General features: G+C 32.3%; 13 protein-coding genes and 1 tRNA gene. 7 read left to right on the top strand and 7 right to left on the bottom strand.

What is annotated here, in order from left to right; genetic code table 11:
• Positions 1–2: 2 nt before the first annotated feature.
• Positions 3–824, top strand: coding sequence for a Cof-type HAD-IIB family hydrolase (locus H526_RS0120330; protein ID WP_027394706.1), 822 nt, complete (start codon positions 3–5; stop codon positions 822–824).
• A 317-nt stretch (positions 825–1141) separates the two neighbouring features.
• Here H526_RS0120330 and lepA read toward each other — a convergent pair whose 3' ends face one another.
• A complete protein-coding gene (gene lepA / locus H526_RS0120325; RefSeq protein ID WP_027394705.1) occupies positions 1142–2938 on the bottom strand; it encodes a translation elongation factor 4 in 1797 nt (598 codons plus the stop codon).
• A gap of 297 nt (positions 2939–3235) precedes the next feature.
• Between lepA and dusB the strand changes: the two genes are divergently transcribed.
• On the top strand, positions 3236–4228 hold the full coding sequence (gene dusB, locus H526_RS0120320; protein ID WP_027394704.1) for a tRNA dihydrouridine synthase DusB: 993 nt from the start codon (positions 3236–3238) through the stop codon (positions 4226–4228).
• 12 nt (positions 4229–4240) lie between these two features.
• Here dusB and H526_RS0120315 read toward each other — a convergent pair whose 3' ends face one another.
• Positions 4241–5446 (bottom strand): ABC transporter permease, encoded by a 1206-nt coding sequence (locus H526_RS0120315; RefSeq protein ID WP_027394703.1) that lies wholly within the window; start codon positions 5444–5446, stop codon positions 4241–4243.
• Between the two features lie 90 nt (positions 5447–5536).
• Positions 5537–5929 carry a 30S ribosome-binding factor RbfA gene (rbfA, locus tag H526_RS0120310; RefSeq protein ID WP_027394702.1) on the bottom strand — a complete coding sequence of 131 codons (393 nt, stop codon included), beginning with the start codon at positions 5927–5929 and terminating at the stop codon, positions 5537–5539.
• Between the two features lie 115 nt (positions 5930–6044).
• On the opposite strand from rbfA, the gene mce reads away from it, so the two are divergent.
• Positions 6045–6446, top strand: coding sequence for a methylmalonyl-CoA epimerase (gene mce / locus H526_RS0120305; protein ID WP_027394701.1), 402 nt, complete (start codon positions 6045–6047; stop codon positions 6444–6446).
• A gap of 56 nt (positions 6447–6502) precedes the next feature.
• A tRNA-Ile gene (locus H526_RS0120300) sits at positions 6503–6576 on the top strand.
• A 45-nt stretch (positions 6577–6621) separates the two neighbouring features.
• Here the strand turns inward: H526_RS0120300 and H526_RS0120295 are convergent.
• Both H526_RS0120295 and H526_RS0120290 read right to left on the bottom strand, forming a co-directional pair.
• The gene (locus tag H526_RS0120295; protein ID WP_027394700.1) at positions 6622–7338 is read right to left on the bottom strand and encodes a LytR/AlgR family response regulator transcription factor; all 717 of its coding nucleotides are present in this window, start codon (positions 7336–7338) and stop codon (positions 6622–6624) included.
• Positions 7339–7341: 3 nt separating this feature from the next.
• Entirely contained in the window at positions 7342–8415 is a 1074-nt protein-coding gene (locus H526_RS0120290) for a sensor histidine kinase (protein ID WP_027394699.1), read from the bottom strand.
• Between the two features lie 212 nt (positions 8416–8627).
• On the opposite strand from H526_RS0120290, the gene H526_RS0120285 reads away from it, so the two are divergent.
• The 3 genes from H526_RS0120285 to H526_RS31895 all read left to right on the top strand — a co-directional run bounded on the left by H526_RS0120285 (position 8628) and on the right by H526_RS31895 (position 11419).
• Positions 8628–9593, top strand: a complete 966-nt coding sequence (locus H526_RS0120285) for an ankyrin repeat domain-containing protein (protein WP_035086120.1) — start codon at positions 8628–8630, stop codon at positions 9591–9593.
• A gap of 19 nt (positions 9594–9612) precedes the next feature.
• On the top strand, positions 9613–11028 hold the full coding sequence (locus H526_RS0120280) for a serine hydrolase domain-containing protein (protein WP_027394697.1): 1416 nt from the start codon (positions 9613–9615) through the stop codon (positions 11026–11028).
• Between the two features lie 217 nt (positions 11029–11245).
• Complete coding sequence (locus H526_RS31895) at positions 11246–11419, top strand: hypothetical protein (protein WP_155839739.1); 174 nt, start codon at positions 11246–11248, stop codon at positions 11417–11419.
• An 82-nt stretch (positions 11420–11501) separates the two neighbouring features.
• Here the strand turns inward: H526_RS31895 and H526_RS0120270 are convergent, their stop codons facing one another.
• Positions 11502–12236 (bottom strand): hypothetical protein, encoded by a 735-nt coding sequence (locus H526_RS0120270; protein ID WP_027394695.1) that lies wholly within the window; start codon positions 12234–12236, stop codon positions 11502–11504.
• Positions 12237–12251: 15 nt separating this feature from the next.
• Complete coding sequence (locus H526_RS0120265; RefSeq protein ID WP_027394694.1) at positions 12252–12839, bottom strand: riboflavin synthase; 588 nt, start codon at positions 12837–12839, stop codon at positions 12252–12254.
• Between the last annotated feature and the right edge of the window lie 27 nt (positions 12840–12866).

Genomic DNA, 12866 nt, shown 5'->3' with positions numbered 1-12866 from the left:
ACATGGATTTATCTCAAATAAAATTAGTTGCTACTGACATGGATGGTACACTTCTCAATTCAAGGGGAGACGTAAGTCAATCATTTTTTTATTTATTTGATGAATTAAAAGAATTGGGGGTTACATTTGTTGCAGCTAGTGGAAGACAATATTATAGTATTCTACACAAATTGAGTGCGATTAAAGATGATATGATTGTTATTGCAGAAAACGGTGCTTTAACAATGCATAGAGATGAAGAATTACAAACTACAGAGATTGATCGCAAAACTTATTTAGAACTCTTAGATGCGACAAAAGATCTTAAAGGCTCCCAAGTAATACTATGTGGACGAAAAAAAGCATATATAGAAGATTATGGTAAAGATTTCGAAAATATGCTAAACGAATTTTATGGAAGATACGAAATAGTAAAAAATTTATCAGAGGTAATAGATGACCAATATCTAAAAATTGCTATCTGCAATGAAAAAGGAGCAGAAAAATATCTATATCCAGCACTTAAGCACCTAGAAAATCGACTAAAAGTAAAAGTCTCGGGAAAAGTCTGGCTCGATTTATCTCATAATAACGCCAATAAAGGACATGCCTTAAAAAATGTTCAGAAAAGTCTAAATATTTCTACCAATGAGACCATGGTATTTGGTGATTATAATAATGATCTAGAAATGATGTCTCAGGCAACATATAGCTTTGCAATGCAAAACGCACATCCTAATGTAAAAGCTGCTGCTAATTATACTACCAAAAGTAATGATGAAAACGGTGTTGAATATATGCTATCGAAGATGATTGAAGCTAAAAAGAAAAACGCTGTTAAATAAAGTATACATCATCTACAGGAAAACTTAATGTTTCTCTATATTATCGATAATTCTTTATGAAATACAAGCTAATACGATAGAAATAATGAAAAAATAAACGTAGATAGGTTGCTTAGTAAAAAAATTCTGCATAGCTATTTATATTATCGTTATTTAATTAATTCCAGATACAAAAGTGAATTTTCGAACTATGTATCCGAGTACAAATATATAAAAAAAAGGTTAAAAGTAGTTTTTTATCTTAAAAAAATGCATTTCACCCTTTTTTATTCAGACTAATATAGGTTTTTTCTTACTGAATATAAATTGTAAAGCAATTAATCATTTAGCTTTAATACAGCCATAAATGCTTCCTGAGGAATTTCTACATTACCTACCTGACGCATACGCTTTTTACCTTTTTTCTGTTTTTCCAATAATTTACGCTTACGAGAGATATCACCTCCATAACACTTAGCAGTAACATCTTTACGCAATGCTTTTACTGTTTCACGAGCAATAAACTTTGCACCAATGGCAGCTTGAATTGGAATATCAAATTGTTGACGAGGAATTAATTCCTTTAGTTTTTCACAGATTTTTTTACCAATACCATAAGCATTATCCTTATGTAATAATGCAGATAAAGCATCTACAATATTTCCATTAAGTAGCATATCCACTTTTACCAGTTTTGATGGACGCATTCCTATAGGTGTATAATCAAAAGAAGCATATCCTTTAGAAACTGTTTTAAGTCTATCATAAAAATCGAATACGATTTCTGCTAGTGGCATATCAAATGTCAACTCTACTCGTTCTGTAGTTAAATATGTCTGATTGGTTATCTCACCACGCTTTTCAATACATAGAGACATCACCGAACCTACAAAATCTGACTTGGTAATAATAGTTGCCTTTATATAAGGTTCTTCTACACGATTCATAGAGGAAGGATCCGGTAAATCAGTAGGGTTATTTACGATAATAATATCATCCGGATTTTTATTAGTAAATGCATGATAAGATACGTTAGGCACTGTAGTAATCACAGTCATATTAAACTCACGCTCTAATCGCTCTTGAATGATTTCCATATGTAGCATTCCTAAGAATCCACAGCGAAAACCAAATCCTAATGCTGCTGAACTCTCAGGTACAAACACCAATGAAGCATCATTAAGCTGTAATTTCTCCATGGAAGAACGTAACTCTTCATAATCCTCTGTATCTACCGGATAAATACCAGCAAATACCATTGGTTTTACATCTTCAAAACCTTCAATAGCATTCTGAGTAGGATTTTTAGCATCTGTAATAGTATCTCCAACTTTTACCTCTCTGGCATCTTTAATACCTGTGATCAGATATCCTACATCACCCGTTTTAATACTTTTCTTTACTACTTGATTTAGCTTTAGTGTTCCTACTTCATCAGCAGAATAATCTTTTCCGGTTGCAACAAACTTGATTTGCTGACCTTTTTTGATCTCACCATTTACTACTTTAAAATAAGTTTCTACACCTCTAAAAGAATTGTAGACAGAATCAAAAATTAATGCCTGCAATGGTTCATCAGGATTTCCTTCTGGTGCTGGAACTCTTTCTACAATCGCTGCAAGAATTTCTTCAATCCCAATACCCGTTTTTGCACTAGCAGGAATTACTTCTTCGGGATCACATCCCAATAGATCTACAATATCATCAGTTACTTCTTCGGGATTAGCACTAGGTAAATCTACTTTATTTAAAACTGGAATAATTTCCAGATCATTTTCTAATGCTAAATATAAATTAGAAATCGTCTGAGCCTGTATACTTTGTGCTGCATCTACAATAAGCAAAGCGCCTTCGCAAGCGGCAATAGAACGAGAAACTTCATAAGAAAAATCCACGTGACCTGGAGTATCAATAAGATTCAAAATATATTCTTCCCCTTTATATGTATACTCCATCTGGATCGCGTGACTCTTGATCGTAATTCCACGCTCACGTTCTAGATCCATACTATCCAATAACTGCGCTTGAGCTTCACGAGCTGTAACAGATCCTGTAAAATCTAACAATCGATCTGCTAATGTACTTTTACCGTGATCAATATGCGCAATAATGCAAAAATTTCTTATGTTTTTCATTTTTCTTTTTTTTGGCGGACTGAACCGGGCTATCCATTATATCTTTTTTGCTTACCACCGCTCTTTCCATCAGCAACAAAAAAGGATGACACTTCTATCCCTGTCCGAAAAAATTCGATCCAATTGAACCAAAATCATTTAGTCTGCAAATATAATCGATTTTAAAAGGTTTATATCATCTACTACATCATTTTTAAACCTACACGATAATTGAAATCTCATTCATCTTTGAAGATTACTTATAATTCGTACTTTTGCTACCTATTACAACAATAAAATTCATTAAAACATAGGGTTTTGGCAAAGATAGGAGACATAGATGTAGGAGAATTTCCATTGCTGTTAGCACCAATGGAAGATGTAAGTGACCCACCATTCAGAGCTTTGTGCAAAGAACAAGGGGCGGATGTGGTATACACTGAATTCATTTCTAGCGAAGGGCTGATTCGTGATGCTGCAAAAAGCGTAATGAAGTTAGATATTTATGAAAAAGAACGTCCTGTAGGAATTCAAATTTTTGGTGCTAATCTTGATTCCATGCTTAAATCTGTAGAGATTGTAGAGGCATCCGGTCCAGATATTATTGATATAAATTTTGGATGCCCAGTTAAAAAGGTTGTTAGTAAAGGTGCAGGAGCAGGTATTCTAAAAGATATCGATCTAATGGTATCCTTAACCAAAGCAATGGTAGAACATACCAAATTACCAGTTACCGTTAAAACTAGATTAGGCTGGGATCATGACTCTATCAAAATTGTAGAAGTCGCAGAACGAATACAAGATGTTGGTGCAAAAGCAATTGCAATCCACGGCAGAACACGTGCGCAGATGTATAAAGGTAATGCAGATTGGAAACCAATTGCAGCAGTAAAAAACAACCCAAGAATGCATATTCCTGTTTTTGGAAATGGAGATGTTGACAGCCCTGAACGTGCTATGGAAATGAGAGATCAATATGGATTAGATGGCGCCATGATTGGACGTGCAAGTATTGGATATCCTTGGTTTTTTAAAGAAGTAAAACACTATTTTAAAACTGGAGAGCATCTACCTCCTCCAACGATAGAAGAAAGAGTAATTGCGGCTCGTAGACATCTGCAAATGGCAATTGATTGGAAAGGAGAAAAGCTAGGTGTTTTCGAAACTAGAAGACATTACACCAATTATTTTAAAGGAATTCCTCACTTTAAAGAATATCGCATGAAAATGGTAACTAGTGATGATTCTATCGATGTATTTAATGCATTTGATGAAATACAAGAAAAATTCAGTGGATTTGAATTTGTATAAAAAGCTTCTTATCTAAAAATTTACTAACTTTTGATTAATTCTACCCGATGCTAATAAAGATGCAATAACTCCAATGATCGTTATTGTAAAAAATACTAGCGCAAAACTAACTAATGTAATTTTAGTTGGATATGGCAATGTGGGCGTAATCATTAACAAACCAAACTGTTGCTGACACGTAATCACTATAAATCCTAAAAGTAATCCTAATAAGGTTCCTAGAATTGTCATTAAAGATCCTTGAAACAAAAATATTTTTCTAATATTTTGTAATGATGCTCCAACACTATGCAATGTTTTAATATTTTTTCTTTTATCAATAATCATCATAATAATAGCTCCAGCAACATTAAACAAAGCTATAATTGCTATCAAGGTAATCACTAAATATGCTGCAAGGTTCTCAGTATTTAGCATTTTGTACAAAGTATCATTAAGCTGTACTCTATCCTTTACAATAACTTGATTATCAAAAATCTTTAAAATATCATTTTTTACAGATTCTGGATCTGATTCAGGTGTTAATTTAAGCTCTACATTAGTAACTTTGTCATTTGGCAAAGCCAATAACTCTCTTGCTAAACCAATAGTGCTAAAAACATACTTTTTATCTAAATCTTCATTTACCGAGTACATGCCAATATTTACACCACTTTTTTTCCTAAAAGCTTTGGATGGATCTTTAGGGATTCCTTTACCAGGTTTTGGTACATATATATTTAAGAAGTTAGTATAAACTTGCTCAACACCCATTCCTAACTCTCTACTAATCCCTAAACCAGCAACCACTTGCGCATTATTGCCAGTTAACCATTCCCCATGAATAATAATACTATCGGTCTGAATTACATTCTTATAATTAGTATCAACACCTTTGATAATGCCCGTTTTTTGTTTGTCTTTAAACTTAAGAAATACTCGCTCCTCTACAATTTCAGAAAAACTTACTACACTTTTCAAATCTGTTAGTTTTTCCTTTTGAGCATCTGCAAAAACAAATGTTTTTCCATTTGCTGGAAAAATCTTAAGATCCGGATCAAAATAAGATGAAAATTGAAGACTAAAATCTTTCAAACCCGCAAATCCACATAACACTAAAAATAAGGACATAGCTCCTATTACAACTCCAGCTGCTGCGATACCCGTAATAATATTAATAGCATTGCTACTACCAGGAGAAAATAAATAACGCTTAGCGATGTAGTAAGAAAATTTCAAATTGTTAGATCCTAAGTTTTAGGTAAGTTTAATTTTAATTAAAGATAATAGAATAATGGTGTACTTTTATTTTGCAATAACGATAAAGTTTTACTTCTTCTTGCGACGTGGCAATAAATCTGGATTCTCTAATGGGTTTTCTTTTCCTTTTATTGCTTTATCGATATTATCAATATACTCTAAAGAATCATCTATATAATAGGATAATTCTGGCATACGACGAAGTTGATTTTTTGTTCGCTGTGCTACTTGATGTTTTATTTGTGATTTTACTGCATTCACTTCCTGTAAAACTTTCTCTCCTTCGTTATGCGGAAAAACACTCATATATACCTTAGCGATCGATAAATCAGTCGTAACACTTACTTTAGTAACAGAAACTAAAATCCCCTGTACTCCAGCTTCACGCAATGCATGTTGTATTACATCAGCAACATCACGCTGTAATACTCCACCTATTTTTTTCTGTCTATTTGTTTCCATAACTGCAAAAATAGCTAAATATGTGATGCTTTGATTTTCTTTTGCTATAAAATCCTTTGCTTATACCTATTTTGTACTTTTACTTCCAAAGTTATAACAACATCTCATGAATCATATTAATAAAATAGAACACATCGGAATTGCTGTAAAAGATATTGATCAATCGAACAGTTTATATGAACAATTATTGGGCGTTGCTCCTTACAAACAAGAAATAGTAGAAAGTGAATCTGTTATTACTTCTTTTTTTAAAGTAGGTGAAAATAAAATCGAGCTCGTTGCAAGTACTAAAGAAGATGGACCTATTGGAAAATTTATTTCTAAAAAGGGAGAAGGGATACATCATATTGCTTTTGACGTAGATGATATCGAAAAAGAATTAGAAAGATTAGAAAAAGAAGGGTTTCAACTAATCAATAAAACTCCTAAAAAAGGGGCTGACAATAAGCTCGTTGCCTTTATACATCCCAAAACTACGAATGGTGTTTTGGTAGAGCTTTGCCAAGAGATAAATTAAATTAAAAAAATGTTTGGCGTGTTTGATGCAATTACTTAAATTTGCCCTCCGTTTTAGGTCCCATAGCTCAGCTGGTTAGAGCACCTGACTCATAATCAGGGGGTCCTTGGTTCGAGCCCAAGTGGGACCACCGAAAAGCCTTAGTGAAAACTAAGGCTTTTTTTGTTTTATAGAGTTATTGGCTACTAGAAAGAAAACTCATAACATATTCCTTATAACTTGCTCCAATAGGAATTTCTTTATCCCCGATCTCTACATCAACCTTAGTAAAAGCTGTTACTTTTATAATATTAACGATAAATGAACGATGTATTCTTAAAAAATTATCAGGCAATTTAAGTTTAAAATTAGTAATCGAATCCTTTGTCATAATAGAGGCATCTTTCAAGTGGATTCTTACGTAATCTTTAATACTTTCAATATAAAGTATTTCTTCAAAATTAATTTTAATAAACTTCTTATTAGAATTCACGTATAGATGATCATTAGTAATTGCAGATTCCTTAATTTCTTCTCTTATAACTACAGTATTAACTAATGCTTTGTATTTGTTGATAGCTTTAAAAAAACGCATAAATGAAATTGGCTTCAATAAATAATCTACTACATCCAGCAGTTCATAACTTTCAATAGCATAGTTACGATAAGCCGTTGTGAAAATAATTTTCGGTGGGTTTTTAAGTGATTTAACAAAATCTAAACCAGACAATAAAGGCATTTCAATATCCAAAAAAATAAGATCAATTGTTGAATCTTTAAGCTTATCAAAAGCTTCAATAGGATCCGTATAACTTGCTACAAGTTCTGCATCCGGAATTTGCTTTAAATGAGCTTGTATTACTTCGAGCGCTAGAGGTTCATCATCAATAGCTATACATCTTATTGTTTTCATAGCCTAACTCAAATCTATCAATAATTCTACAAAATAACTATCCTGTTTCTCATCTATTTCTAATGTATACTTGTTAGGATAATTAATTTCTAATTGGCGTTTAAGGTTACTAGTTCCAATTCCTGATTTTGTATTCGTTACCTCTTTTACTGAATCATTAAGTTTTGTATTAAATACTTTAAACTTTATACTATTACCAGAAACTAATAAATCAATATGTATTTTGGCATTCTTAGGATCGCTGCTCACTCCATGCTTGAATGCATTTTCTATAAGCGGTAATAAAACCAAGGGTGCTATTTGAGTATTCAGGTCATCTACTCTCTTTTCAAACGAAACATCCAGTGCATTACCATATCGTAGGGATTCAAGATCTATAAAACCTTGTATTAGTTCAATTTCTTTTTCAATCGAGATACTTGCCTGATCACTTTGATATAAAATAAAATCAAGTAATTCTGATAGTTTCAAAACTACTTTTGGTGCTAAATCTGATTTTGCCAATGTAAGCGCATATAAATTATTAAGTGTATTAAATAAAAAATGTGGTTGAATTTGAGCCTTTAAAAATTTTAGTTCACTCGTAGCTTTTTCTTTCTGCAATATTTCTATTTGATGTTTCTCTTCGAATCGAGTTTTAATAGCTTTAACAGCTAACATGATAAGCGCATATGTATACACTGCAGGACAGTATACAGAAAATATATAGATAAAATCTAGCAAGATTTCTTTAATAGTTTCTTGTTCAAAATTTTCTCTAAAAAAGGGTTCTACAATATGAACTACATTAAACCTTGCAAAAGCAGATAGAAAATATACACTTAAAAAAATGGATACAAAAAATAAAAAGTATCGCTTTTTTAAAAGAAGTTTAGGTAACTGATAATAATTAAGAAAATAAGCTGCGGCAATTTGCGAGGGTAACATTGCCAAATTGCTTAGCGCATTAGGTTTAAAAGTTCCTGAATCCAAAACTCCTAATATTGTAAATATCACTAGAAAAGAACACCAAAACAGTATATGCGAAAGAACTCTATTCTGTAGAACATTATCCAAAAATGAATTATTGTTTTTCATACACCATAAAAATACATATTAATGATGCGTAATAGAGCACAAAACTCCTAACACTGAATAACTCCGTACAGAAAGCTGTTTCCAACTGATCAATGTAACAATCCTTATTAATCAAGTTTCTATTTGCAGAAAACATCAGTTCGTCTATTTAATATTTTATGTGGCCTTTTAACCAATACTTTTGGTTTATAATCAAAATAAAACGAATACTTATGAAAACTTTAATTACATTTTTGATCATCTTATTTATTAGCAGTATATCTGCAAAATCTCAAACTTGCGAAGATCTCCTAAAAGCAGTTAAAAGCAATGATAAAAACAAAGTCGAACAGCTTTTAAAAACTGTTAATCCCAATTGCACATATAAAGGATTAATACAACCAAGAACTCCATTAGGAATGGCATCTTTAAACGGGAATCTACCTATCGCGAAACTGCTTTTTAGCGCAGGAGCTAAAACCTCTTATAGATATAAAAATGATGCAAGTGCACTTATGATTGCTGCACAAAATAGTCATTTTGAATTCTCAAAATACTTGATCTCAAAAGGAGCCGACGTAAACCAAAAAATTAGTGGTGATGGAACTCCATTAATGTCCGCCGTAAAAGGAAATAATAGCGAAATTGTAAAACTGTTTTTAAAAGAAGGCGCTAACCCCAATAGCGAAGTAGAAGGAGATGGCAATCCAATTCAATTAGCAGGAGCTTCAGGAAATATCGAAATTTTAAAACTACTACTTTCCTCTAATGGGGATATTGATAAAGAAACTATTGGTGATGGAACTGCTTTGATACAAGCGTCAGTCAAAGGAGATCTTGCGATGGTAAAAGCTTTGGTATCTCTTGGTGCCGACGTGAATAAAAAAAGTGATCGCGATGGAAATCCATTAATCGTAGCATCTAAAAGAGGCCATTTAGAAATCGTTAAGTTCTTGGTAAACAAAGGTGCCGATGTAAATGCTTTTGTTTCTGGAGATGAAACACCTCTTATCGGAGCCGCGTGGAATGGACATTTAGAAACAGTAAAATTCCTAGTTGATAAAGGTGCTGATATAAATAAATCTGTACGAGACAGTTACTCTATACTATCCGAAAAAAGAAGTGCTTTAAAAATGGCTAAGAGAGGAAATCATCAAGAGGTTATTAGTTATTTAGTAGACAAAGGAGCGGTAAGATAAATTCATAATTTACATACTAATGAAAACAATATATATCTACTTTTTACTATTATTATTTTCAACTTTTGTTGTACGGGCTCAAAACAACAGCAGTAAACTTTCAAATTCGGTAAATTCTAAAATTGAAACTTTAGCAAAAGCCTTTTTAGCACAAACCCATACTGCAGGAATGTCAATTGCCATTAGTAAAAATGGAGACCTGATATATGCAGATGGATTTGGCTACGCAAATATTGAAGAGGGTATTAAAATGGAACCAACTATACGAGTACGTACAGCATCTGTAGCCAAAGTCATAACGGCCACTGCATTGGGCCGTTTGGCATCAGAAGGGAAATTAGATTTTGATGCTCCAATAAAAACATATATCCCCTACATAAAAGAACCTTATAAAAACTTGACTACACGTCAACTAGCAGGGCACACTTCTGGATTAGAGCACCGTCCAAAAGGAAATCGGTATAAAAAAAAACAATACACTTCTATTAGGGAAACAGTAGAATTAATGAAGGCTCCGCTTCTTTTTCCACCTGATACAGATTATAAATATTCCACGCACGCTTATAATTTATTAGCAGCAGTTATTGAAGGTGCATCAGGAAAAAGCTACTTGGAGTATATGCAAAAATATATATTCGATCCTTTAAAAATGGTTAACACCAAAGCTGAAAACATAAATATGCTATCTAAAAAAGATGCACAATTATATTATATAAAAAAGAACCAATTACGCGAGGAGAGAATTACTAACGGAAGTTATAAAATTCCTGGAGCTAGCTTTAGAAGTACCTCCATAGACTTAGTAAAAATGATGAATGCATACAGCACTGATTTCATTTCAGAAGCTGTGGTTGCAGAAATGTTTAAAAGTCATCAATTACTAAATGGGACAAAAACCAATGTAGGAATTGCTTGGCGCACCTCAATTGATCCTTTTGGAAACAAAGTTATTGAACATGCTGGCAATTGGTTAGGTGCTAGAACTGTAGTCGCCTATTTTCCAGAAGAAAATGTAAGTATTTCCCTGATGGTAAATACCAGTTGTCAAGTATTAATTGAAGAAACCGCACATATATTTGCTCAAATCGTGAGAGAGCATCACAAAACAAATTCACTTCTACGAATAAAGAATCAAAAAGTCGAGTTAACTTTTAACTCTAATAAAGGTTCAAAAGAATTTAAAGGAACACTTTCGTTTGATCAAAAAAACGGATTATTAGAGACTACAAATGACAACTTTTTAAAATCCAATCCTATTTATTATTTAGGCAGCAAAGATCATTATACATTAGCGACACCATATGGTCTTTTATATCTAAGTCTTCTAGAAAAAGAGTTCCTAAAAGGTAGATTGTACACTTATTTTAATAGACAATCAGTAAATCCAAAACAAGAAAAACCGTTAGCAAGTTTTAAAAGCCTTAGAAAAAACTAAGGTTTTCGGAGGTTTTAGTCCAACAACCCTAAAAACCTACTTAAACTTTGAAAATCAAAGCATTAAACCAATATTGTTAATAAAACCTGATAAAATAATTTTTAAATTTGAATCACTCATCTTAGATTTACAACCTAGGATCACTACATTATGGTATGTTTTTTGGGGAAAGAACAGCTATAATGATATAAGGGAATACAAATCAAAACTTGTGATTATGCAGTATAAAGTAATTGATACTAAAAGCCAACATTTTGGTAAAGTATTGGATTTTAAATCGTGCGCCGATGTTAAAGATCTAGGAGGTGTAATTTTAAAGATAGATGAAGAAACTTTCTCTCTTTTTCGGTTTAATGAAGTAGAAAAAATAGATACGATTCTTGCTAGTTAAAATATATCATTAATTGATACGTCAGATTTTTAATTGGACTGGAGTAATTCCATAATTCAACATAGGTTTATTAAATTAATTATTAATCTATCTTTTCCAAAGATATGATCAAGTCATCAATCCAGATATTTCTTGTTCCACCTCCAGTTTGATAATCAACCCAACCTAGTAGTATATTTTCCATTATCGGAAATTCCCATTGACCATTAGTATCATTTTCCACACAACCTTCTCCATTACCTACCACAGTTAGGGATTCTATTGATTCTCCATCCAACCATAACCGCATTGTATCTTGATTTCCATTAAAATACCATTGTAACGTAAACCATTTACCTTCTGGCATTTCTATATCAGAATGCTTCCAGCAATCACTTTTTACCCCTTGTGTTTCATAATTAGCCATCAACTTTTTATTATGCTGACCACCATATCTAATTTCCGAAGAATAATCTTCACTTTTTACCTTACCTGAACTCTGGATCATTGTCCAATGGATTCCGTTAGGAGAAGCCTCTTGAACATACATTTTTAGACTACCATAGTATGCATTATTTTTTAATGGAAAAATATGATTGATCCCTAAAAAAGCACGGTTATTATATCCTTCTCCCGTTACAAAATGGACTGATTTATTTCCGCTAAACGATTTGGTATCATCAATAACAGCAATTCCATTACCTGTCTTTTCCCAAGGATCACTTGGCGTTTCTCCAACAGAATACGCCTCGAAACTATCTTTATATAGAACTTCACTAGTCTCATTACAAGAAAGAAGTGACAAAAAAGCTAGTATCATTAAAATCCTTTTCTTCATTTTCTTAACTATTACCTAACCTAATTCTGTAATTCTTTTCACATATTTACCAATAACATCAAACTCCAAATTTACCACAGTACCAACATTAAAAGTATTAAAATTAGTATGTTCATATGTAAACGGGATAATAGCTACACTAAATTCATTCTTTTTAGAATTCACAACTGTTAAACTAACTCCATTAACAGTAACAGAACCTTTTTCGATCGTGATATTATTTAGCAAAGGATCATATTCAAAAGTAAAATACCAACTCCCATTTGCCTCTTTTATATTATTACAAACTGCAGTTTGATCTACATGCCCCTGAACAATATGGCCATCTAATCTAGCACCAAGTTTCATTCCTCTTTCTAGATTAACAACACTTCCTTCTGTAAGATCATTTAAATTAGTTTTTTCTAAAGTCTCTTTAATAGCAGTAACAGTATAAGTGTCATCTAAAATAGAAACAACAGTAAGACAAACTCCATTATGGGAAACACTTTGGTCAATTTTTAATTCTGAAGTAAAATTCGCACGAACGGTAATATCTAAATTTTCTTGATCAATTTTCAGATTAGTAACTGTTCCCAATTCTTCGATGATTCCTGTAAACATAAATGCGAATTATTTAGTTAAATTTGT

This window comes from Aquimarina latercula DSM 2041 (genome assembly GCF_000430645.1).
Taxonomy (GTDB): Bacteria; Bacteroidota; Bacteroidia; order Flavobacteriales; family Flavobacteriaceae; genus Aquimarina; species Aquimarina latercula.
Note: the sequence above shows the minus strand (reverse complement) of the source record. Positions and strands in the feature narration are given on the sequence as shown.